General features: G+C 65.5%; 17 protein-coding genes and 3 pseudogenes. 13 read left to right on the plus strand and 7 right to left on the minus strand.

The window, feature by feature from the left end; genetic code table 11:
- Window positions 1–94 precede the first annotated feature (94 nt).
- The 8 genes and pseudogenes from QFZ33_RS13620 to QFZ33_RS13655 all read left to right on the plus strand — a co-directional run bounded on the left by QFZ33_RS13620 (window position 95) and on the right by QFZ33_RS13655 (window position 8726).
- On the plus strand, window positions 95–973 hold the full coding sequence (locus QFZ33_RS13620) for a LysR family transcriptional regulator (protein ID WP_307028260.1): 879 nt from the start codon (window positions 95–97) through the stop codon (window positions 971–973).
- 66 nt (window positions 974–1039) lie between these two features.
- Window positions 1040–1531 (plus strand): FAD-dependent oxidoreductase, encoded by a 492-nt coding sequence (locus QFZ33_RS13625; protein ID WP_307028263.1) that lies wholly within the window; start codon window positions 1040–1042, stop codon window positions 1529–1531.
- Complete coding sequence (locus QFZ33_RS13630; RefSeq protein ID WP_373427276.1) at window positions 1437–2402, plus strand: FAD-dependent oxidoreductase; 966 nt, start codon at window positions 1437–1439, stop codon at window positions 2400–2402. Before QFZ33_RS13625 ends, QFZ33_RS13630 begins: the two co-directional genes overlap by 95 nt.
- Before the next feature lie 349 nt (window positions 2403–2751).
- Window positions 2752–3543, plus strand: a complete 792-nt coding sequence (locus QFZ33_RS13635; RefSeq protein WP_307028267.1) for an NAD(P)/FAD-dependent oxidoreductase — start codon at window positions 2752–2754, stop codon at window positions 3541–3543.
- Window positions 3544–3747: 204 nt separating this feature from the next.
- Window positions 3748–5217, plus strand: coding sequence for a glycine cleavage T C-terminal barrel domain-containing protein (locus QFZ33_RS13640; RefSeq protein ID WP_307028270.1), 1470 nt, complete (start codon window positions 3748–3750; stop codon window positions 5215–5217).
- Window positions 5218–5364: 147 nt separating this feature from the next.
- A pseudogene (locus QFZ33_RS13645) lies at window positions 5365–6377 on the plus strand (Ldh family oxidoreductase).
- A gap of 39 nt (window positions 6378–6416) precedes the next feature.
- Window positions 6417–7526 (plus strand): proline racemase family protein, encoded by a 1110-nt coding sequence (locus QFZ33_RS13650; RefSeq protein WP_307028272.1) that lies wholly within the window; start codon window positions 6417–6419, stop codon window positions 7524–7526.
- 411 nt (window positions 7527–7937) lie between these two features.
- Window positions 7938–8726, plus strand: a complete 789-nt coding sequence (locus QFZ33_RS13655; protein WP_307028274.1) for a hypothetical protein — start codon at window positions 7938–7940, stop codon at window positions 8724–8726.
- Between the two features lie 205 nt (window positions 8727–8931).
- Here the strand turns inward: QFZ33_RS13655 and QFZ33_RS13660 are convergent.
- A pseudogene (locus QFZ33_RS13660) lies at window positions 8932–10278 on the minus strand (MFS transporter).
- 314 nt (window positions 10279–10592) lie between these two features.
- On the opposite strand from QFZ33_RS13660, the gene ribA reads away from it, so the two are divergent.
- Window positions 10593–12071, plus strand: coding sequence for a GTP cyclohydrolase II RibA (ribA, locus tag QFZ33_RS13665; protein ID WP_307028277.1), 1479 nt, complete (start codon window positions 10593–10595; stop codon window positions 12069–12071).
- The gene (locus QFZ33_RS13670) at window positions 12025–12450 is read left to right on the plus strand and encodes a hypothetical protein (RefSeq protein WP_307028279.1); all 426 of its coding nucleotides are present in this window, start codon (window positions 12025–12027) and stop codon (window positions 12448–12450) included. Before ribA ends, QFZ33_RS13670 begins: the two co-directional genes overlap by 47 nt.
- 44 nt (window positions 12451–12494) lie before the next feature.
- Here the strand turns inward: QFZ33_RS13670 and QFZ33_RS13675 are convergent, their stop codons facing one another.
- The 5 genes and pseudogenes from QFZ33_RS13675 to bsaP form a co-directional block, all read right to left on the minus strand.
- A complete protein-coding gene (locus QFZ33_RS13675; protein WP_307028281.1) occupies window positions 12495–13733 on the minus strand; it encodes a cytochrome P450 in 1239 nt (412 codons plus the stop codon).
- Window positions 13709–14386, minus strand: a complete 678-nt coding sequence (bioD, locus tag QFZ33_RS13680) for a dethiobiotin synthase (protein ID WP_307028283.1) — start codon at window positions 14384–14386, stop codon at window positions 13709–13711. Before bioD ends, QFZ33_RS13675 begins: the two co-directional genes overlap by 25 nt.
- Complete coding sequence (locus QFZ33_RS13685; protein WP_373427351.1) at window positions 14383–15540, minus strand: 8-amino-7-oxononanoate synthase; 1158 nt, start codon at window positions 15538–15540, stop codon at window positions 14383–14385. The genes bioD and QFZ33_RS13685 overlap by 4 nt, the downstream gene beginning before the upstream one ends.
- Before the next feature lie 8 nt (window positions 15541–15548).
- Window positions 15549–16967, minus strand: a complete 1419-nt coding sequence (locus QFZ33_RS13690) for an adenosylmethionine--8-amino-7-oxononanoate transaminase (RefSeq protein WP_373427277.1) — start codon at window positions 16965–16967, stop codon at window positions 15549–15551.
- Window positions 16937–17068, minus strand: a pseudogene (gene bsaP / locus QFZ33_RS24095) (biotin synthase auxiliary protein BsaP); the annotation flags it as partial. The gene QFZ33_RS13690 and the pseudogene bsaP, both read right to left, overlap by 31 nt.
- Window positions 17069–17087: 19 nt before the next feature.
- Between bsaP and QFZ33_RS13695 the strand changes: the two are divergent.
- Window positions 17088–17306 carry a hypothetical protein gene (locus QFZ33_RS13695; protein ID WP_307028290.1) on the plus strand — a complete coding sequence of 73 codons (219 nt, stop codon included), beginning with the start codon at window positions 17088–17090 and terminating at the stop codon, window positions 17304–17306.
- Here the strand turns inward: QFZ33_RS13695 and bioB are convergent.
- The gene (gene bioB / locus QFZ33_RS13700) at window positions 17281–18330 is read right to left on the minus strand and encodes a biotin synthase BioB (protein WP_307028292.1); all 1050 of its coding nucleotides are present in this window, start codon (window positions 18328–18330) and stop codon (window positions 17281–17283) included. The genes QFZ33_RS13695 and bioB overlap by 26 nt on opposite strands.
- A gap of 348 nt (window positions 18331–18678) precedes the next feature.
- Here bioB and QFZ33_RS13705 point away from each other — a divergent pair, with 348 nt between their 5' ends.
- Together QFZ33_RS13705 and QFZ33_RS13710 are read left to right on the plus strand one after the other, a co-directional pair.
- Complete coding sequence (locus tag QFZ33_RS13705) at window positions 18679–19812, plus strand: amidohydrolase family protein (protein ID WP_307028294.1); 1134 nt, start codon at window positions 18679–18681, stop codon at window positions 19810–19812.
- A gap of 269 nt (window positions 19813–20081) precedes the next feature.
- Window positions 20082–21197, plus strand: a complete 1116-nt coding sequence (locus QFZ33_RS13710) for a glutamine synthetase family protein (protein WP_307028296.1) — start codon at window positions 20082–20084, stop codon at window positions 21195–21197.
- The last annotated feature ends 51 nt before the right edge of the window (window positions 21198–21248 follow it).

The raw sequence follows: 21248 nt of genomic DNA on the forward strand, positions 1-21248 counted from the left end.
CGGCGCCTGTGCTGATACCAGTAACTCACCCGTTAGTGCAGCCGGTCCAATATCATTTAGCTTGTAATTATTAGCGTCAATCGAAAGAATCTCCATGGAACTCCGGCAGCTCCGGTACTTCCTCGTCGTCGCAGACGAGCTGCACTTCGGCCGCGCCGCCGAACGCCTGCACATCACCCAGCCGCCGCTGACCGTCGCCGTCAAGGGACTCGAGCGTGAGCTAGGTGTCCAGCTCTTCGACCGCACCACCCGCCGCGTGACCCTGACGGCGGCCGGTCAGGCGTTCAAGGACCGGATCCAGGCTGCCGTTGCCGACCTTGACGATGCCGCCGGAGACGTTGCCGACGTCGCTGCCGGCAAGAGCGGCAAGATCAGGGTTGGGTTCGTCAGTTCCGCGAGCTACACCACCGTTCCCGAGGCCATCCGGGCTTTCCGCGAGCAGCGCCCACGCATTGACCTTGTACTGCATCCGCTGACCAGCGGGGAGCAGATTGAGCAGCTGCTGGACGGAAACCTCGACCTGGGGCTCATCCGGGATCCGGGCGACGTCCCCGGGCTGAACCTCGAACTTCTGGGCACGGAGGACTTGGTGGTGGTCCTTCCGGAAACACATCGCCTGGCCGCAGCGGCGGAAATCCGTCCCGAGGATCTGGAAGGGGAACCGATGATCCTGTTTCCCTACCGGCTGATGCCCGGCTTCGTGGCGCGGGTCCTCAGACTCTTTGAGTCCCTCCCGACCCCGCCGATCGTGGTCCAGCAGGCCATCCACCAGGAAACGGTCCTCGGCCTTGTCGCCGCGGGCCTGGGGGTATCCGTACTGCCGGAATCGGTGCAGCGGTTCCAGATGCCCGGAGTCACCACCCGCCGCTTTGCAGGGAGGCCGCAGACGGAACTCTACGTTGCGCGCGCCTTTGGCCGTTCCCCCGCCGTCGAGGACTTCATTATGTGCCTCAAGGGGCAGATTCCGGAATAAACCCTTGTGTGATCACATATCCCGACCTTAGTCTGGGCGGAACTCCGAACAAGAAGGTGGTCAAGCATGAAGACAATGCACGACGTCGTGGTGGTCGGGGCCGGGCCAGCGGGCCTGGCCCTCGCGTACGACCTCCGTGACCTGGACACTGACGTCCAGGTGCTGGAGGCCGACGACGACATCGGCGGACGGACGCGCAGCGTCCAACTCGCCGGCGCCGCCGTCAATACGGGCGCAATGTTCATCTACCGCGGCACGCGGGCCGAAGTGCTCGCCAAGGAACTCGGCCAGGAGACCGCACCGTTCCACCCGGCCACCTACGGCGTGCATATCGACGGCGTTACGTCTGTTGCGCGGTCTACGGCGGAAGTCGTCGAGAAACTCCCGTTGGATCCCGAATCCAAGGCGGCTTTGGTCGATTTCATGGAGGGACTGGAGCGCGAGTACAGGGACAACGTGCAGGATGGAACCATTACCGACAAGGCTGCGGGGCTGGCCAACGAAACAGTCGCGGCCAGGCTCGAAGGACCTCCCTGCGCCCGCCCGGAGCATTATTGAGACTGCAGTCCGGGGCGGTGCAGTGGGCGATGCAGCCCAACTGTCGGCGAAGTACGCCCTGCGCTACCTCGCCAGCTACATCGCCCACGAACAGGACAACCGCCTGTACCCTGTGAACGGAATGCAGGCGCTTCCCCGCGCCCTCGCCGCCAACGTCAGTGCCCGGACGGCCATCCGGACCGGCGTCCAAGTCCAGAGCGTGCGTGAGCTGGATGGCCTGCTTGAGGTGAGTGCAGCCAGCGACAGCGGGCAGGAAGTGCTTCTGGCCAGGCACGTCGTGATGGCAGTGCCGGCTCCGCTGGTGGCGGGCATCTGTCATAACGTGCCGCAGTGGAAGCGCCAGGCGCTGCGGGCTGCTGAAACGCCGGGCAGCACGACGTTCACCATCGCCGTCAACATCGAGGGCTTGCCGGACTTTGCGGACTGGTCCTTCGTTTCCACTGTCGGCAAGAAGTTTGACGCCCTCATCAATCCCCGGCCCGGTGTTCTGCCGGCCGACGGAATCGTCAGGTTCACCTGCTACGGCAACTCAGCAGGGTTCATTCCGGGGATCGAAAGCGACGAGAGGCTCATCCGGGAGTGGATCGAGGACTTCATGGAGATGGCTCCCCAGCTTCGAGGCCGGATCGTCGGTGCGGCAGCCGCCACCTGGGAGCACTGCTTCTCCGTACTCTCCCCGAAGCGTAATGCTGCCCTGCCGGATCTTCAGCGCAGTGTGGGGAACATCCACTTCGCAGGGGACTACACCTCGGAAACGGCAGGCTCGCACGGCGCCTACCAGGAAGCCCGCCGGGTGGCAGAGACGCTGCGGGAAGACTTCGCCCGGCGGACGGCCATGCACGCCGCAGCGGGATCATTGGCGGCCCGCTGACAATCGTTGCGTTGAAGCGTCGGATCACGAAGCGCCTGTAGTCAGGCGACTACCCGACTACCGACTACCCGGGAAGCGCGGCCCTCAGGGGCGGCGCTTCCCGCATCTAATGGCCCGGTTCGGGATGTCCCAAGCGGGCTGCGCAACGGCTTCAAAAAAAGTTCATGAACGAGCTAGTTGTGATCACATATCTCACGTACACTCTGATTCAGCCGATATCCACGAGGCGTCTCGAACCTGGTGGCGGTCACCCAATTCTTGCTTCCCAAAAGGGCGCCCCGCGCAACCCGGGAAGCCAACTGACATTTTGACCTGAGACGTGGACGTCTCTGACTGCAAGGGAGATAACGTGGCCTCCGCCCGAATTGACGCAGACACCCGGATCCTCATCATCGGCGCCGGTGTGGTTGGTGCCGCCCTGGCCGACGACCTGACCCGCCATGGCATGAAGTCCGTAACCGTGGTGGACCAGGGGCCCCTCTACCGCACGGGCGGGTCCTCATCCCACGCTCCTGGCTTCGCGTTCCAGACGACCGGTTCTGCCCTGATGTCTGAACTCGCCAGGCGGACACTCGACAAGCTGGACGGGCTGACGCTGGATGGCCAGTGGATCCTCAAATGGGTTGGTGGTTTGGAACTGGCCTGCGAGCCGGAGCGGCTGGAATACCTGCACCGGCGGCACAACCTCGCCCGGTCCTGGGATGTGCCGGCCCGGATGGTTTCCGCCGACGGGTGCGGGAAGCTGTTCCCGGGCCTCGACACCTCCACCGTGCTCGGCGGTCTGCACACGCCAACGGACGGCGTGGTCAAAGCCGTACGGGCTGTCGAGTGGCAGGCCCGGCGTGCCATCGAGAACGGAGCGCGGTTCTATGGCCACACAGCGGTCACCGGGTTCCGGACAGAACGCGGCCGGGTGACCGGCGTCGAGGTCCGGCCGACGCCGCCGGTGCCGGGTAATCCGTCCAAGGGCGACCAGCTCCCGGAGGGGACGTCGTTCATCGAGGCGGATATCGTCGTAGTCTGCGCAGGGCTGTGGGGGCCCGGGCTGGGAAAGCTGCTGGGGCTGGAACTGCCCATGGTTCCGATGGAACACTGCTCGTCCCCACACCAGCCCGCTGCCGTCGCTCGCCGGATTCAGTGATGAGGTGGAGATCGACCGGCCGATGGTGCGGCACCAGGCCACCGGTTCCTACCTTCGCCAGATGGGCGACCGGCTGACGTGGGGGACCTATGAGCACCGGGTCATCCCGGTGGAACAGTCGGAGATAGCGTCCCCGGAGGACTACGCGGAAACGCAGGTTGAGCCTGCAATCCACCCCCTGACGTGCAACGATCTGAAGGACGGATGGGCAGAAGTCCAGCGGCTCTTCCCGAGACCCAGAGCTGTAAAGCGACCGAAGGCTACAACGGGATCTTCTCCTTCACCCCGGACGGGAACCCGCTCCTCGGCGAGGTGCCGGGCATCAGGGGGCTGTGGCTGGGGGAGTCTGTTTGGCTCACCCAGTCCGCAGGTGTTGCCGGCGTCCTGGCCGACTGGATTGTGACCGGGGATCCCGGCATCGACACCACCAGCCTCGACTTCCGCCGGTTCGACCAGACGCACCTGACGCGCACCGTCAGCATTGAGCGCGCCAGCGAGAACTATGACGAGGTCTACGACATCAGCCACCCCCGCAAGCAGACGAGGAAGCTGAGGAAGTTCGCTACGACCCCCTTCTACGTCCGGCAGGAAGCCCTGGGTGCGGTGTTCGGCACCGCGCAGGGCGGTTGGGAGCGCCCCCTCTGGTACGGCTCCACCGAGTGCCCGAATATAGCAGGCCGACGGCGGGATGCCTGGGGAACGTACGGATGGTCACCCGCTATTTCTGCCGAGGCGCGCCAGGCTGTGAACGGTGTGGGGCTCGTCGACAGGGGAGCCGCCAGCGTCTTCGAAGTCCGGGGCAGCGGCGCTGAAAAGCATCTCCAGGAAATCCTTGCGCCCGGCCTGTCCCTGGAGTTGAACACTTCCACAGGCGCCTTTGTGAAGAGCCCCTCCGGAGGCATCGCCGCCGACCTGACCGTTGTGCGGACCGCGGAAGATGCCTACCTGGTCATCGGCAGCAGCCCCGAGGACGTCTGGCACCTGCGCCGGGAAACCCACCACCTGGACGGAGTAACGGTTTCGGACGTGTCCTCCGCGACGACGGCCCTGGCGCTCATCGGTCCTGATGCTGCTGCCCTTCTCGCATCGGTTACCCGGGGCGGGATACCAGCGGTTTCCTCGCCTGTTGCGCCGGTGCTCGACGTCGGCGGCGTCCCGGTCCGCGCAGTCGCCGAAACCACCACCGGAGTTGGCGGCTGGATGCTCTATGCGGCCACCGAACACGGGTTGTATCTTTGGGACTTGTTAGTTGCAGCCGCTGGAAAGCAGGGAATGGCCCTTGTTGGCGACGAAGCGGTTACGGCACTGCGGATCGCCAACGGAGTCCCTGCCTTCGGCATTGACTTCGGTCCGCAGGACACTGCGTACGAAGCTGGCCTCGCCGAACCTTCCGCCGGTGCCGAAGCCCGCCCCGGCCACCGACTCCTGGTCCGACTCCGCCTGTCCAGTGGCCGCCACGCAGTTGTCACTGGGGAACCCGTATCCCGAGGCGGCAGCGTTGTTGGTTACATCACCAGCGCAGCGGAGGATCCGGCCTCCGGCCGCTTCCTGGCATTCGCGTGGGTCGACCCGGAGGCGGCCCGCGCGGGCACAGACCTGGAGATATCGCACCTTGACGCCGCGTGGGCTGCCAAGGTGGACCGCTCACCGCTAACCACCCCCTGTCACCCCTGAGATTCCTTAAGCCTGTGGCCGTCGCCCTATTGACTGATATGTGATCACAAAATAGGCTGAATGTGAGGCGAACCACAAGCCCCCTCAAGGCTGCCCCGTTTCGCCGCCACCTTCCAAAAGTGTCCTGATGAGAGGACTGAACTGCCAGTGAGCACCATCTCCAAAGACGAACTTGCAGCATTGTGCGAGCGTGCCCTTCTGGCCTTCGGCGCCCGTCCAGGGGATGCCAAAGTCCTCTCGAGCGCGACGGTAGAAGCCGAGCTTGTTGGCAACCGCGCCGTTGGCGTGGGACATCTCTTCGATTACCTCGACGGCTACAGGCAGGGCCGGATTGCCGCCGGCGCCGAACCGAAGGTCCGCCGCGCGGCGCCGGCGGTCATCGATGTCGATGCAGGAAACGGACTTGCCCAGGCAGCCTTCCAGGCTGCTTTCAGGGATCTGCTTGAGGCTACGCACGAGGCCGGGATCGCCGCGCTGTGGATCCGGAATTCCTATACCTGCGGCGAGCTGGGCTATTACGCACGCAAGGTGGCGCAGCAGGGTTATATCGCCGTGGCCTCGGCCAATAGCCCGGCCCTGATGTCTATCGGAGGAGCTCCCAAGCGCATCCTCGGCACCAACCCGCTGGCCTACGGCATACCCGGCCGGGCGGCATGCCCATGGTCATCGACCAAGCATCCTCCTCCACCGCGTTCGTAAACGTTCGGCGCGCGGCCGACGCCGGGAACCCCATTCCCGCGGGCTGGGCGCTGGCCGCCGACGGGGAACAAACGGTGGATGCCAATGAAGCCCTGGCGGGAACCCTGTTGCCCTTCGGCGGGCATCGCGGCGGAAACATTGCCCTGCTGGTGGAGATCCTTGCCACGCTCTCGGGAGCCTCGTTCTCCCTGGACGCGGCACCTTTCGACAGCGGCAGCACCTCGCCCGGCATCGGCGTCTTTGTCCTGTGCATCGACCCCGCCAATTTCACCGGTTCGGCCGACCGCCTCTCCAGGCAATTGGAAAACCTCCGCGACGAGCACGGGGTACGCCTGCCGGCCATGGAGCTCACCGAGCTGCCCGAACAGGTGGAGGTCGACGCCGACGCACTCCACCGCCTGGAACAGGCCGCGAATACGGAATCAAGCGCCGGCCAGGCATTGCACAGCCAGCGCGCATGACTGAACACTTGTTCAAACGCTTGCAGGAAGGTACAGAGCATGAGCTTTAAGCGGATGGTTCAGGCCGTGGAGACCCATTCCGGGGAACCGATGCGCGTTATTACCGGCAGCGTGCCCCATATCCTGGGCAACACCGTGTACGAGCAGATGAAGTGGCTCGAAGAGAATGATGATCAGATCCGGATGCTGATGCTGATGCTGCGCGAGCCCCGCGGGTACCCGCCGCTGTGCTGCAACCTGATCGTTCCGTCGAAGCACCCGGAGGCGGCGGCGGGATTCATCATCATGGAACAGGTGGAATACCCCGTCATGAGCGGCGGAAACACCATTGCGGTGGCGACGGTCCTGCTTGAGACGGGCATGATCCCCATGCAGGAACCGTTCACGGAATTCAAGCTCGAAGCGCCTGCGGGCCTCATCGCCATCAAGGCTGAATGCCGCAACGGCAAGGTCAAGCAGGTGACCTTTGAGAATGTGCCCGCATTCTCTGTTTACACCGACGTGGTCATTGACGTTCCCGAGCTTGGGGAGGTAACGGTCGACGTGGCCTGGGGTGGCATGTTCTACGTCATTGCCGACGTGGCGCAGTTCGGATCCCTCGAGCTTGTCCCGGAACGTGGCAGGGACATCACCCGCATTTCCTCCCTCATCCTCAAGGCGGCGCAGGACCAGTTGCCGGTGGAGCACCCGGACTACCCGGGCATCGGCATCACCATCTCCCAGCTCTCCGGCGTCACCGATAACCCGAACGCCGACCGGAGGAATGCCGTCACGGCAGCCAGCGGGCCGGTTGATTTCGACAACCCCGCCACCTGGACCGGCGGCGTCGACAGGTGCCCCTGCGGCACCGGCACCTGCGCCAAGATGGCCACCCTGCACGCAAAGGGCGAACTCGGACTCAACCAACCCTTCCGCCACGAGGGCGTCCTGGGCACCGTCTACACCGGTGAGCTTGTGGAAGAAGTACAGATCGCCGGCCGCACCGGCGTCGTTCCCCGGATCAGTGGCCAGGCATGGATCACCGGGTTCAGCACCTATGTGCTCGATCCTGAGGACCCTTTCCCCAACGGCTTCACGCTCGGAGACATCTGGGCCCCTTCAGCGAACGAAGAGGGTGCTCCGGAGACCCGGCCTGCCGGTAGCCACTGACCGTGACCGTACGGTCCGGCAGGTGGAAGCCTCCGTTTGAGTTCCAGCTGCAGGCACCCCGTCTTCGGACCGGGGGTGCCTGCAGCTTAAGGTGATTCATTCCCGGGCGGCCGGAATGGTGTCATTTTCTGACTCGTGCTCGCACATTTCATTGTGGCAATCCAATGGCCTGAAGGGGTTCTGACTATCAATGGGCGCCATCGGATACCTCGCCGCTTCTGTGCCACCCAGAATGGCGAGTGCCGGTTCCGCCGCTGCCCTCCCCATTCTTGCCGTGCAGCAATTACATGATGTCGCCTTGGGAGGGGCCCTGGTTGCGGCGTCGCTGGGCCCAAGCGTCATCGCGGCCCCGCTGGCAGGCGCAGCCCTCGACAGAGCCGTCGTCCGGGCCTGCTGGTGGCGGCTTCCGCAATGCTTACCGCCGTCGCCTTCGGGTTGACCGCCTTCCTCGGCCAGGTACCACTGCCGGTTGCGTTCGCATGTCTGGCTGTGGCTGGAGCGGTCTCGCCCTTTTACATGGGCGGGCTGTCAAGTTTCGTTCTCGGTGCGATTCCCGATGTACGCAGGGCATTCGCCTACGATGCCCTCTCTTATAACGTCTCGGCCGTGGCTGGCCCGGCATTTGTCGCCCTGATCGCGGCGTTCCTGCCCGCCCAGGCCGGTCTCTTGGCGCTGGCAGCCGGTGCCGCCCTGGGCTCTGTAGCCATACGCGCCGTCGGGCTTGGCCCCCATGCGCGCGCCGGGGGTTCACCCTGGCAGGCGGTCAAGGCCGGTTTGCACAGAATCTTCAGCCACCGTCCTTTAGCCGTGATGACCGCCGCGTCCACACTCACCCAGTTTGGCCAGGGCGGTTTAGCAATCGCAGCGGTTGCGCTCTCGATTGAACGGATCGGTTCACCGAAGGACGGGGCAACCGTCGTGACAACCTTCGCCATCGGCAGCCTTCTCGGTGCCCTCATCGAGGCGGCCCGGCCCACACGCAGCCGCCCCCACGCAGTCATGATGGCGGGTTTCTTCGCCACGGGGTTGCTGACCATCGGTGCTGCATTGGATTTCGGGGCAAGCTGGACTCTCATAACCATAGGATTATCAGGAGCCTTCACCGCATCCTCGACTGCGGCGATGCTCTCCATGCGCAACCGGCTTAGCCCACCGCACCTCAGATCCCAGATTTTTACGGTCAGCGCGGCCTGCGCGTGAGCGCCACGGCAGCCGGTGCAGCGCTGGCAGGCGCGGCCACCGGATCCGGTGGCGCCGTTATCCTCGGCGCAGTGGGCCTCATGTGGATTGTCTCGGCCGCCCTTATGATGTCTTACCCGAAACCACCCCGGATCGCGCAGAGCTGCCCTCCACCCGGTAGGCGGAGGGCAGCGGAGTCATAACTTCAAACAGGGGGCCGTCCGGCTTAGTGCGAGAACCCAGCAGCCGTCTCGGTAAGGGACTTTCCTTTGGTTTCGGGAGCCAGCCACTGCGACAGGATGGCACCGACGAGAGTGAGCCCTGCGGCCATCAGCATAGTGACCTGCGGCCCGTAAGTCACCATGGACCACGGCAGCAGGAAGGTTCCGGCGCGGGCTCCCAAACGACTGACGGCAGTGGCGAACCCGGTTCCGATCCCGCGGATATCGGTCGGGAAGACCTCTCCGGGGTAGATCCCTGTCAGCGTGTTGTACCCCGCATTGAAGAATGAGAAGGCAAGGAAGCAAACCAGCACAACCCAGGCGGGTGCGCCCGCCCACAGTCCGATGATCAGCAGGAGCACGAAGCACAGCCACTGCGGCGGGACGGTCAAGAAGCGCCGGCCGGCCCGGTCGATGAGGATCACGGTGAGGATTACACCCGCGGTGGCGACCGCCGAGAGCCCTACCCCGCCAGCGAGTCCTTGGCTGAGTCCGTATCCCTTCAGCACGCTCTCGGCGAAGGTGGCGATCGCGAAGTAGGGAGTGACGGCACACAGCCAGAACATGGAGCAGAACAGAGTGGCGCGCCACTAACGGCGGGAGAACAGCATCTTGACGCGGCCCTCCGGCCGGTCATGCTCGTGCTCGACGTCGTTCATGTCGCAGGCGTTTTCCATGTACTTGTACGCGACGGCGCGGGCCTCGTCGTGGCGGCCCTTGCTCCACAGCCAACGCGGCGACTCCGGCAGTCCAAAGCGAGCGAAGAACAGAATCACGGCAGGAAGGGTGCTGGAGCCGAGGATGATCCTCCAGTCCACAGAGGTGGTGGTGGTCAGCGCGTAGCCGACAATGAACGCCACCATGAAGCCAACGTAGAAGGCGACCAGCGTCAGGCCCATCAAGCGTCCCCGCATCCTGGCGGGAGCGAACTCCGACATCAGCGGCCAGCCGACCGCGTATTCGACGCCGACCGCAATGCCCATCAGCAGCCGGACCAGGAACAGCTGCCAGGGTTCATGGACGAAGAACTGGAGAGCAGAGCCGACGAGGAAGATGCCCATGTCGATCATGAACAGCGGCTTGCGGCCGAATTTGTCCCCGAGCCAGCCGCCGACGGGCGAGCCAACCAGGATTCCCAGGAGCGAGGACGCAACGATCAGGCCCTCCCACAACGGGGTGAACTTCAGCTCGGTGGAGATGGTGCCGATCACCGTGCCGATGATCCCGAGGATGTAGCCGTCCAGGAACATTCCTCCGACCAGGACAGCTGTCAGCCTGGTTAGGAAGCGGCGCTTATACGCCGTGGTTGCGGCATCGTCTGTGGGTGATCTGTGGTTCTTGATGGAAGACACCTGTGGCTCCTTGCATTCAGGGGTGGCAACGTGGATTTCACCCTCGTCCTTGGAGAAGGGAGTGCTTGTGTAAGGTCTGATTTAGCCGGACAAGTTTGGGCGGATCAGGACGCTTCGCACGTGATGTGGTCGCCATCACGTCTAATGTAAATCTGTGATCACATATCAATCAATGTGGACTGTTACGCTCATGTAAATTCTGCTGGTGCAGTCGACAAGTGCAGTCGACAAAAGGAAATACTTGAAGCTTGAACCAAGCGCCGTTACAATTAGTTCAAGCTTCAAGTAATCTCCCGAAATGTCGAGGACCTTTGATGACCGCTTGTGTTGAAACCACCCTGCAGGCCGCGGCCCTGCCCGTGGCCACTGTGCGCAGCCAGGTGACTGTGCCCCTGCGCTTTCCGGACGGATTCAGCACCACAGCCGAGGTGCTGACGTTCCGCGGCCTCGCGGACGGCAAGGAGCACCTGCTGCTCGCCTTGGGCCAATGGGAGCAGACGCTCCTCGCCCATGACGTGCCGCTGGTCCGGCTGCACAGCGAATGCATGACCGGCGACGTGTTCGGCAGCCAGCGCTGTGACTGCGGACCGCAGTTGCGCGAGGCTGTCGAAGAGATTGCCGCAGCAGGTGGATTCCTGCTTTACCTCCGCCAGGAGGGCCGCGGCATCGGCCTCTACTCCAAGCTCGACGCCTACGCCCTGCAGGACACGGGCCTCGATACCTACGACGCCAATTTGGCCCTGGGCCACGGCGAGGACGAGCGCGACTACACTGCGGCCGCACAGATGCTGGGCGCCCTCGGCGCCACGAGCATCCGCCTTCTGAGTAACAATCCGGACAAGGCCGCACAGCTGACGGCTCTGGGCATCGACGTCGCGGAGCAGGTTCCCACCGGCGTGTACCTCTCGCCGGCCAACCATGGTTACCTGGCGGCGAAGCGGGACCGCACCGCACATACGCTGGAACTGTCGGGGGCCGACGTCGGGCAGGCACTGCCCGCAATTGCCGGCACCGTCCCCAGCCACGACGAGATGCTCAGCCGTGTTGAGGAGCTGGTTCCCCGGCTGCGCGAGCGGGCGGAGGAAACTGAGCGGCTGCGCCGCCTCCCGGAATCCACCATCAACGAACTGAAAGAGGCCGGCGTGTTCCGGATTCTGGCCCCGAGGGAGCTGGGCGGATACGGCATGGGCGTTGAAACTTACGCTGAGGTCGTCCGGCGGCTGGCCCGGGGATGCGCGTCGAGTGCCTGGACTGCCGGGCACCTGATCGAGCACGTCTGGATGCTGGCCCGCTGGCCCCGGCAGGTCCAGGACGAAGTCTTCGCCAACGGGCCTGCCCCGCTGGCTGCTGCGACGAGCGCCCCCGTGGGCACGGCCAGGAAGGTCCCGGGAGGATTCGCAATTTCGGGCCACTGGAGCTTCGCGTCGGGGGTCATGCATTCGGAGTGGGCCCTGCTGGCGGTGCAGTCCGACGGCGTCCGCCTGCAGTGCCTCGTCCCGGTCGGCGAGGTGGAGCTGGAGGATGTTTGGCACACTGCGGGGCTGCGGGGGACCGGCAGCAACGACCTTCGGGCGAAAGACCTGTTTGTTCCGGAGCATCGGGCCATGGACTGGGCGCTGCTGAGCGCCGCGGACAATCCCGGCAGCCTAATCCACCTGGACCCGATGATCCACACACCCATGGCAACGCTGCTGAACCTGGTGGCACCCGCCGCCGCGCTGGGAGCCCGCCGAGTACGCCGTCGACGTGTTCCGGGAAAAGATGCTGGTGCGCAAGGTCAAGAACACCATTGACAACCGCCAGGCGGACTCACCATTGGCGCAGGCCCGCTTCTCGCAGGCATACGGACTGGTTGCCACGGCGCGCCTGCACTGGCAGGAGGCGCTCCGCATCGTTTCGTCGTCACTTGAGCACCAGCCGTCAGGCCTGACTGAAGACGAGCGGGCCAAGTACCGGCTCTCCCTTGCCCTCAGCGGCGAGGCAGCGGAGGAAGCAGTGCGGCTCACCGTCTCGGGCTCGGGAGGCAGTGCCCACCGGCTTTCGCATCCGCTGCAGCGGATCCAGCGTGACGTGAATGTCCTCCTCAACCACCCGACCCTGAGCCTGGATCCGATCCTCGAACAGGCGGGCCGCGGCCTGCTGGGCCTGGGATTCACAGTGCCGTCCTTCTAGCCAGTGTCCCTTTAGCCCCGACCCGTTTTTCGCCTGTAGGCCGGTCAGTCCGGACCGTTCATCACGCTCACGGTCCGGGGTGCCTGGAAGGACAGGTGCCGGATCCATTCCGGCTCGTGATCCCACGACTGGATCCCCGGCAGCGCCGCCGCGGTTTCCTGGATGATGACGCTGGCTTCCAGTTCGGCGAGCTTGGCCCCGAGACAGCGATGGATGCCCGAGCCGAATATGAGGCCGGTTGCGGGTCCGCGCCAGGCCTCGGCATGCGGCGACGGGTCCGCAGGCGTACCGCCCCCGGTGATCTGGTTGCCGGACAGTTCAAGGAGTATTTCGGCGCCGGCCGGAACCTGCTCACCACCGAGGCTGGTGTCGTGTGCGGCAACGCGGCGCCAGGTGGGGACGGATGACTCGGTGGCGAGCACATGCCTGACCGCGGACCTGGCGCCGACTTCCGAGGCCGCTTCCTTCCAGCCCATGGGCGTGGCACCCTCCAGCAGCCGGAACAGCGTGGTGCTGATCAGCTGGGTGGTGGTTTCCTGGCCGGCGATCAGCAGGAAGTAGCCGAGTGAGCACATCTCGGTCCTGGACAGGCCGTGCTCGGCCAGCGACTTGAACAGGTTGCGTCCCGGAGCGGCCACGGATTCGGCCACGAGCCGGCGCAGCCAGACATAGAATTCAGCGGCGCTGAGGGCCAGCTCGAGCTGCCGCTCCCCGTCGGGCCAGCCCCAAAACAGTTCCATGGAATCCAGCCCCCAGCGCTTGAGGTCCGCAAGATCCCGCACGGGCAACCCGAGGAGTTCGAGCATCACGATGGCGGGCGGGAAGGCCGCGACCGTCTGCACAAGGTCCGCGTGGCCGGACCGGTGCAGCTGGTGCGCGGAGTTCCCCGCCGCATGCCTTGCCAGTTCCCGGATGCGCGGTTCCATGGCCACGACGGTGGCTGGTGTGAAAAAACCAGCCACCACTTTGCGGATTCCACCGTGCGTGGTGGTGTCATTGCTGGCCAGCACCGGAGGCAATGCAAAGCCCACGCGCTGCAGCACGCGCAGGGCGGGTCCCTCCAGCGGTGTCACCGCCACCAGGGCATTCGCCGGGCTGAAATCGGCAGGCCGGTGCAGGACGTCCCGGACCGATTCCGGGTCCCGCACCACGAGGTAGGGGCACTTGGCTCCGTCGGGATTGCCCGCCGGGGCGGGCCGGTCTACCTCGGCTGAAGACGGAGCGGCCGTCGCCTGCAGCGCCCTACTGGGTGCCGGCATCATGCGGGCAAGCCGTTCAGCCATGCAGCTGCGCCGGCACGGAAATCAGCCGGGGATAATTCCGCGGCCTGCTCGGGCAGGGCACCCAGGAGCGGCACGGGCAAGGACCCGAGCACCTGCCGGTTGCTGTGGTGTACGGCGTCGGGGCTCACGGGCCAGCTGCCGAGCACGACCCCGAGGACGTCGAGCCCGCGGCTGGACAGCGCCTCGAGGGTCAGGGCTGTGTGGTTCAGCGTCCCGAGGCCGGGCCGGGCGATGAGCACAAATGCCGCCGCCAGCAGCGATCCGAGGTCCGCCAGGGTACCGCCGTCCGAATCCAGTTCCACGAGGAGGCCACCGGCGCCCTCCACCAGGACGTGGTCGTGGGATGCGGTGAATTCGCGGATCCGCCGTGCGTGCGCAGCCAGCGCAGGCAGCGGCGTCCCATCCACGGCGGCAGCCGCGACCGGCGCCATGGGTTCCTGCAGGACGACGCCGGTTTCAGCGGTCACGGCGCCTGCGAGCCGGACAATCTCGGCCGCGTCGGAATCGCCGTCGGCCGCACCCGACTGGCACGGTTTGTAAACCGCGACGCTGCGTCCCATTCCCTGCAGGACGGCGGCGAGGGCCGCCGTCGTGATGGTTTTGCCGACGCCGGTGTCCGTTCCGGTGACCAGAATGACGGGGGAAAGGCTCATGGAAGTTCCTCCAAAATGCCGCGCAGCACTGCGCAGCTGTCTTCGATTTCTTCGGGCGTGAGGGTGGCTCGGGCGGTGAGCCGCAGCCGCGAGATCCCGTCCGGAACGGACGGCGGCCTGAAGCAACCGATCCGGACGCCGGCGCGGCGCGCGGACTCGGCGGCAGCCAGGGCAGATTCCGCGGACGGCATGGGGATGGACTGGACGGCCCCGGCTGTCCGCCCGGGAATTTCTCCGCGCTGGGCAAGGGCCGGGGCAAGCCCGGCGGCAAGCGCCGCCGCGTTACTGTGGACGGCCCCGGCCCGCCACGGTTCGTCCCGGATGATCCACGCCGCGGCCAGGGCCGCTGCGGCGGACGCCGGCGCCAGTCCGGTGTCGAAAATGAAGCCGCGGGCCCGGTTGAGGAGGTGTTCGCGCAGCAGCGCGGATCCCAGGACCGCACCGCCCTGGCTTCCCAAGGCTTTTGACAGCGTGGCCGTTACGATCACGTTGGGATGCCCGGCGAGGTTGGTGCCGGCCCCGGAGCCACGGCCCTGGAAGCTGCCGGAGCCGGTGACGCCGAGGCTGTGGGCCTCGTCAATGAGCAGGACGGCGTCATGCTGTTCGGCCAGGGTCAGCAGATCAGCGAGCGGTGCCTCGTCGCCGAGGACGCTGTAGACGGATTCGACGGCGAGAATCGCCCGCGGTTCTGTGCGGCCGGCGAGCAGGCGGCCGGCTTCCTCAACGCTGTTGTGGGCGAACGATTCGGTGCGCGAGCGGCTAAGGCGGAAGCCGTCGATCATTGAGGCGTGGCAGTGCTCGTCCGCGACGATCAACGTCCCGGGACCGCCCAGCGCCGTGATCACCCCGATGTTGGCCAGATAGCCGGAGGAGAAGACCAGCGCCGCTTCCATCCCGGCCAGCATGGCCAGTTCCTGCTCGAGGTCCAGATGCAGCTGGGTTGTTCCGGCCACGAGGCGCGAGGACGTGGCGCCGGCGCCCCACCGCGACGCGGCCTCCGCGGCTGCCCCGGCGACCCGCGGGTCCGTTGAAAGGCCGAGGTAGTCGTTGCTGGCCAGGTCGATGAACTGCTCGTGCGCAACTCGGGGGAGCGGGCGGCGGACCTGGCCCCGGCGTTCCCTGACGGCGGCCTGCCGCTCGAGCCACTGGGTCATCGAGCCGCTCATGATGCACCGCCCGAGTGGGCGGGGACGCGTTCGCGGACCTGGACTTCATGAACCTGAACTTCGTGGATCTCGGCGACGGCCGCCGTCATCCCCGCCGTAATCTGCGCGATGTCCGCCGCGGTGCTGATGTACGGCGGCATGGTGTACACGAGGTTCCGGAAGGGGCGAACCCAGATGCCGTGGCTGATGGCTGCCGCGGTGACCGCCGTGACGTCGACGGCGTCGTGCAGCTCGATGACCCCGACGGCGCCGATGGTGCGGACGTCCCGGACGGCCGCCAGTTCCCGGGCGGGGGCCAGCCCGGACGCCAGGCCCGTGCCAATCCGGGCTACGTCCGCCTGCCAGCTGCCGGCGTCGATGATGCCGAGGCTGGCGTTGGCCACGGCACACGCCAGCGGGTTGCCCATGAACGTGGGGCCGTGCAGCAGGGCACCGGCCTGGCTGCCGGAAACAACCGCGGCCACCTCAGCGGTGCAGAGCATGGCGGCGAGGGTCAGATACCCGCCGGTCAGGGCCTTGCCCACACACATGATGTCCGGCACGACGCCGGCATGATCGGCCGCGAACAGCTCGCCGGTACGGCCAAAGCCGGTGGCGATCTCGTCGAAGATGAGCAGCAGCCCGTGCCGGTCCGCGACCTCCCGGAGCGCTGCCAGGCATTCGGCCGGGTACGCGTGCATGCCGCCGGCACCCTGGAGCACCGGTTCGACGACGATTGCCGCCAGTTCGGCGGAGTGCGCGGCCGCGAGGTCCGCCACATCGGATGCCCACGCCTTGACGGTTTCCGGGGTCGCTGACGCCGCCGCCGGAGGACGGGGCGCAAAGAGGTTGCCGGCGAGCAGCCCGGGGAAGGCCGAGTGCATGCCGTCCACCGGATCGCAGACCCCCATGGCCGCGAACGTGTCGCCGTGGTAGCCGCCGCGGAGGCTAAGGAACCGCTGCCGCCGCGGATGGCCGACGCCGGTTTGGAACTGCACCGCCAGCTTCAGCGCAGCCTCCACGGCGACCGAACCCGAGTCCGCCAGGAACACCCGCTCCAGCCCGGACCGGCCGGGGGCACCCGGGGCCAGGGCCACCAGGCGCTCGGCCAGTTCCACGGCCGGGGGATGGGTCAGGCCGCCGAACATCACATGGCTGAACTTCGCCAGCTGCGCTTTGGCGGCGGCATCCAGGACCGGGTGGCGGTAACCGTGGATCACCGACCACCACGAGGACATCGCATCGATCACCTCGTGGCGGGTGCCGTCTTCACCGCGGAGCCGCAGCCGCACGCCGCCGGCCGCCTCCACCTCCCACAGCGGAAGGTCGGGGGAGGCCGGCGCGTAAGGGTGCCACAGGCGTGCGCGGTCCCGCTGGATGAGGTCAGTCTGCTCCGAATCCTGCGTCACGGGATCAGCACCCCGTGTCGGGAACATTCCGCTGACCAGCCCAACGGCGTGACCTGGACCTTCATCCGCCGCCGGCAGGCGGTGCAGTAACGCGGCGGTTCCATTGCCAGTCGTTCGCCGCACGTCCGGTGGGCGTACGACGGCGGGTTGTCGCCGCCGTCGTACGGCTCACCGCAGTGCCCGCAAAAGGCGGCCCCGCTGGTAGAGCTTGTCGAAACCCCGGAAACCGAAACCCCGCTGGTTGAGCTTGTCGAAACCCCGGAAACCGAAACCCCGCTGGTTGAGCTTGTCGAAACCCCGGAAACCGAAACCCCGCTGGTTGAGCTTGTCGAAACCCCGGTCATAGCGTCTTCTGGAGTTCCTTGATCGGCATGTTCAGCTCCACCAGGAGGTTCAGGTCCGCCGTCGCCGGTCGGCCGAGCGTGGTGAGGTAGTTGCCGACGATGACGGCGTTGATGCCGCCGAGGAGACCGTTGCGGGTGCCGAGGTCGCCGAGGGTGAGCTCGCGGCCGCCGGCGTAGCGCAGCACGGTGCCTGGCATGGCGAGCCGGAACGCGGCGATGGCGCGGAGGGCGTCCTTGCCGTCCATGATGCCCTGGTTTTCGAGCGGGGTTCCGGGGCGGGGGTTGAGGAAGTTCAGCGGGACCTCGTGGGGTTCGAGGGCTGCGAGCTGGGTGGCGAGTTCGGCGCGCTGTTCGAGGGTTTCGCCCATGCCGATCAGGGCACCGCAGCACAGTTCCATGCCGGCGGCCTTGACCATGTTGCAGGTCTCGAGGCGCTCCTCGTAGCTGTGCGTGGTGACAACCTCCGGGAAGTAGCTGCGGGCCGTTTCCAGGTTGTGGTTGTAGCGGTGCACGCCCCACTCGGCCAACTGGTCCACCTGGCGCTGGGTGAGCATCCCGAGCGAGCAGGCGATGTTGATGTCGACTTCCTCGTTGATGCGGTCGATCGCGAACTTGATCTGGTTCATGAGCTTGATGTCGGGGCCGCGGACGGCGGCGACGATGCAGAACTCGGTGGCCCCGGTCGCAGCGGTTTCCTTCGCTGCCTTGACCAGCTCGGGGATGTCGAGCCACACGCCGCGGACGGGGGAGTCGAACAGGCCGGACTGGCTGCAGAAATGGCAGTCCTCGGGGCAGCCGCCGGTCTTGATGGAGATGATGCCCTCCACCTCGACGTCCTCGCCGCAGTGCCTTAGCCGTACCTCGTGGGCAAGCTGCAGGGCTGCGGGAAGGGCCTCATCCGGAAGGCGGAGTACTTCCTCGAGTTGCGCCTGGGTGAGCCCGATGCCGTCCTCGAGAACCTGCTGCCGGGCGGTTTCCAGGATGGGGAAGGTGCCGGGGATGGTCGCGTGGCTTGCGTCTTCGCTCGCGTTTGCCTGAATCGTCATTGATGGGTCCTTTGCGTGTGATGGCTGCGGATATTCCTCCGAACTGACGCTAATTCCCCATCGAGGGCAAGATTTTGTGGGGTCCCGACAAGCAGATCAGTCGGACATTAGTCGGGTCCTACTCTGGTGGCCCGAACAGAACGCCATGGGCACCCCCACCGCGACTGGAGTGCTGATGGTTACGTACCAGCCGGCCTAGCGTCATTTCGTGGGACGGGACGTGCCCGGGGGCGACCGGCCGCCGTCGTACTTCCAGCGCTGATTGGCTGCCGGTGCCGCATCGCCCTCCCGTGACATCGGACCCATACTCAATCTAAGGTGAGCGAACACGAACAGTTGGCGGGGATCATGACTGACGCAAACAGCCGCAGTGTTGACCTTCCCCTGATTGATCACCATAGTCACGGAGTCGTCGAGACCGAACTGAGCGACGACGAGTTCAGGAGTCTGGCCACCGAGTCCGACTGGCCGGGACCTGCAGGCACGGACAGCCTCGATTCGCCCTTCGGACTGACGGTGCGGCGTTTCTGCGCCCCGATCCTCGGACTCGAGCCTCTTGCGCCACTTGATGAATACCTCGCGCGGCGCAGGAGCATCGGCGCCGCAGAAGCTAACAGGCTGCTGCTTCGCAGCACGGGGACGTCCGACTATCTTCTTGACACGGGCATACCGGATACGCGCCTGCTGGGACCCGCCGCCATGGCGGCGCGTGCTGAAGCCCGTACCCGCGAGATCGTCCGGATCGAGAGAGTGGCCGAGGACCTTGCTTCCGAATCCACGGCAGCCGGCTTTGTTGCGAAACTCCCGGCGACGCTTGCCGCCAGAAGCCGCGACGCCGTGGGGCTGAAATCCATCATCGCCTACCGTCATGGTTTCGACATTCCCGCAGAACGGCCATCCGGGCGTGAAGTGCTCAAAGCCGCCGACGAATGGTTCCGTACTGCGGAGAGAACCGGGACCTTCAGAGTGACTGATCCGGTCCTGCTGAGGTTCGGGCTTTGGTCGGGGATCGACGCAGCCCTTCCCATTCAGCTCCACACGGGATACGGCGACGGAGACATCGAGCTGTTCCGGGCTGATCCCTCCCGGCTCAATCCGCTCTTTCACGCCACCAGATCACGGGGCGTCGATTTCATGCTCCTGCACTGCTATCCCTTTATCAGGGAAGCCGGAATCCTCGCCCAGGTCTTCCCGCACGTCTACCTGGACGTGGGTCTGGTTTCGCATTACCTGGGCCCGAGTGCCGGTACAGCGATCCGCCAGTCGATGGAGGTTGCGCCGTTCAGCAAGGTGCTCTACTCATCGGACTCGTATGGCCTTGGCGAGCACTACGCCGTCAGTGCGGCCATCTGGCGAAGTGAGTTCGTGGCCCTGATGGATGACTGGGTTGCCTCGGGCTGGGCAACCCCGAACCACGCCGAAAGAATTGCCGCGATGGTTGCCTCGAAAAACGCCAGGCGCGTCTATAACTTGAAGGCCTAAAGCTCAGTGCCGATCGCCTGAACAACGAAAGGAAAGCCGTGACTTCAAATCCAAAAGCAGACATGGATCTCCAGCAAGTCAGGGCTCTTGTCATTTCCAGCCTGGACAACGCAGGCGTTTCGAGGGTCAAAGTGCTGCCGGGGCCCAAGGTCGAGGGTGCCTTCCACAGGGGCTGCGGCGTCTCAGTAAGCGTCGGAGTGCTCCTGGCCGCCGACGACCATGTCACCCGGTCATCCGAGATCGACCCCATAGTCGGTGACCTGCGCGGAATGCCGGACCGGGCAGCAGTTGCCGTCATTGACAAGGCGAGCGGCCTCGCCTGGGCGCCGGCCGACCTGGTGGACATGCACGGCGCTCCGTTTCCAACCTGCCAACGCACGGCACTCAAACGTGAGGCTGCCGAATGGTCAGCGGCCGGGCTGGAGGTTTCGGTGGGCTTCGAGCTGGAATTCACCGTGTTCAGCGGTACCCAGGACGCGCCCGTTCTCGCACACGATGGTCCGGGCTATGGTGCGGCCGCATTCCTTCAGTTGGAGGCATGGCATCTGGACGTGCTCACGACACTTGTGGAGGCCGGTGTCCCGGTTGAACAGATCCACCCCGCGTATGGCCAAGGCCAGGTGGAAATCGCCCTGGCCCCGAGGAGCCCGGTTCAGGCCGTGGATGATTACCTTCTCGCCCGGTTCATCGTCGCCCGGGTTTCCCGCCGGCATGGATTGCACGTTTCTTACTCGCCAATAGCGGATTCGAAAACCGCGACCAACGGATGCCACATCCATTTCTCCGCGAGGAACGGGGATGGCAACGTCTTCTACGACGCTGCAGCCGCTACGCAAATGAGCCCGGAAGGCGAGAGCATGATCGCGGGCGTGCTCGGCAGGCTGGTGGAAAGCGCAGCATTGCTGGGAGGAAGTGCTTTGAGCCTGGCCCGGCTTCAACCAGAACAATGGGCGGGCAGTTTTATTTGCTGGGGCACGGGCAACCGCGAGGCTGCCGTCCGCTTTGTGCCGGGCCTGAAGGGCTACGAGGACGAGCAATCGAACGTCGAAGTGAAATGCTGCGATGGATCCGCCAACCAGTACCTTGCCGTAGCAGCCATTCTTGCCGCCGCAATGGAGGGCTTCAGGAGACGGCTGAAACTGCCTGCCGAGGTCACCGTCGATCCAGGCACCTTAAGCGAGGCGGAGAGGGAGCGCCTGGACATCCGGGCGTTTGCGCCTGACATGTTCACGGCTTTGGACGATCTGGACGGCAGCGGTTTCCTCCGCTCAGCATTGGGCCATGAATTGGTGGACGCCTATGTGGCTGTGCGGCGGGGTGAAGCAGAGCGATTTGCCAAGCTTGACCGGGAGGCCGTGATTGCTGCCCTCCGCTGGCGCTACTGACTCCAATCGATCAGGAATCGAGAAGCGGGCTGCAGCACCGGACATTAGGGT

The organism is Arthrobacter globiformis (genome assembly GCF_030815865.1).
Lineage (GTDB): Bacteria > Actinomycetota > Actinomycetes > Actinomycetales > Micrococcaceae > Arthrobacter > Arthrobacter globiformis_B.

Coding starts and splice junctions, on each gene's coding strand:
- QFZ33_RS13620 (WP_307028260.1), top strand. CDS start 95: ATGGAACTCCGGCAGCTCCGGTACTTCCTCGTCGTCGCAGACGAGCTG.
- QFZ33_RS13625 (WP_307028263.1), top strand. CDS start 1,040: ATGAAGACAATGCACGACGTCGTGGTGGTCGGGGCCGGGCCAGCGGGC.
- QFZ33_RS13630 (WP_373427276.1), top strand. CDS start 1,437: ATGGAACCATTACCGACAAGGCTGCGGGGCTGGCCAACGAAACAGTCG.
- QFZ33_RS13640 (WP_307028270.1), top strand. CDS start 3,748: ATGGGCAGAAGTCCAGCGGCTCTTCCCGAGACCCAGAGCTGTAAAGCG.
- QFZ33_RS13650 (WP_307028272.1), top strand. CDS start 6,417: ATGAGCTTTAAGCGGATGGTTCAGGCCGTGGAGACCCATTCCGGGGAA.
- QFZ33_RS13655 (WP_307028274.1), top strand. CDS start 7,938: ATGCTTACCGCCGTCGCCTTCGGGTTGACCGCCTTCCTCGGCCAGGTA.
- ribA (WP_307028277.1), top strand. CDS start 10,593: ATGACCGCTTGTGTTGAAACCACCCTGCAGGCCGCGGCCCTGCCCGTG.
- QFZ33_RS13675 (WP_307028281.1), bottom strand. CDS start 13,733: ATGGCTGAACGGCTTGCCCGCATGATGCCGGCACCCAGTAGGGCGCTG.
- bioD (WP_307028283.1), bottom strand. CDS start 14,386: ATGAGCCTTTCCCCCGTCATTCTGGTCACCGGAACGGACACCGGCGTC.
- QFZ33_RS13685 (WP_373427351.1), bottom strand. CDS start 15,540: ATGACCCAGTGGCTCGAGCGGCAGGCCGCCGTCAGGGAACGCCGGGGC.
- QFZ33_RS13690 (WP_373427277.1), bottom strand. CDS start 16,967: ATGTTCCCGACACGGGGTGCTGATCCCGTGACGCAGGATTCGGAGCAG.
- bioB (WP_307028292.1), bottom strand. CDS start 18,330: ATGACGATTCAGGCAAACGCGAGCGAAGACGCAAGCCACGCGACCATC.
- QFZ33_RS13705 (WP_307028294.1), top strand. CDS start 18,679: ATGACTGACGCAAACAGCCGCAGTGTTGACCTTCCCCTGATTGATCAC.
- QFZ33_RS13710 (WP_307028296.1), top strand. CDS start 20,082: ATGCCGGACCGGGCAGCAGTTGCCGTCATTGACAAGGCGAGCGGCCTC.